Source organism: Haloimpatiens lingqiaonensis (assembly GCF_901447495.1).
In the GTDB taxonomy this organism is placed as follows: Bacteria; Bacillota; Clostridia; order Clostridiales; family Clostridiaceae; genus Haloimpatiens; species Haloimpatiens lingqiaonensis.
On the sequence record NZ_CABDWS010000180.1, the window covers coordinates 1 to 965 of the forward strand.

1 protein-coding gene is annotated in these 965 nt (G+C 28.9%); it reads left to right on the plus strand.

The genetic code is table 11. The annotated features are described in order from the left end of the window. Nucleotides 1-590: 590 nt before the first annotated feature. A partial coding sequence (locus FGK85_RS15180) for a hypothetical protein (RefSeq protein WP_341472459.1) occupies nucleotides 591-965 on the plus strand: 375 nt, incomplete at its 3' end.

The following is a 965-nucleotide window of genomic DNA, read 5'->3' on the forward strand; positions in this document are numbered from 1 at the left end:
GATTTATAACATTAACCGAAAGATATTTATCAGTTGGTAATTCTTATTGAACCGCCGTGTACCGAACGGTACGCACGGTGGTGTGAGAGGTCGCTGAATAAAATAATTATTCAGCTCCTACTCGATTCCATTTCGTCACAATGCATTACAACCATAGGATAAGCTTTGTGATAAATTTCTGGATACATCCTCTCCAAATCCTCATTATTATCGTACATATTCATGTATGGCATGCAAGGCCAATACCAGTTATACATAAATATCCTCCATAGAAATTTGCTATTCCATAAAATTATATGATTTAAGAGGGGATAATGTTACTAACAATTAGCTTATATTAGTACAATAGAAAAACTTTAAACATAACATTCTAAATTTAAATCTATATTTCGTTTATTTATGGCAGAAGTTTAGCGCTTAAAAATTTTTGGGGCGTGAGCCCGCTGATTTATAATGAATGATTGAGGGTTAGGTTAAAAACCATAAATTCTGATTTTTGCTGGAAATTTTAGAGAAAAAATTTGCATAATAAAAGCATCCTTTTTATAATAGTTTTGACAAGAAACCAACTTAAAAAGGATGCTGATAAAATGAGTAAAAGTTATTTAAAACAATTACTTACTTATATTAATAAGGTATACGATATAGGTGAAAAAATCAATAACTTAAAAGATAAAAGAATAAAATCTGATGTAAAAATTTCAACAATTACCTTCGTGGTGTTATTTGGATTTATGCTTCAGATAAGAAGTTTCAATAGATTAGAACATTGGCTTAAAAAAGGCAAGTTTAAAAAAGTAATACCTAAAAAAACTAAAATGCCACGCATTGATGCCGTTAGGCGCTCCTTAAGTGATTTTGATTTAGATGGATTAAAAGAAATTCATAAACATATAATAAAAACCATTGTAAAAAATAAAGTATTTAGAAATGGTACTATAGATAAATTAAAAGTAGTTGCCATA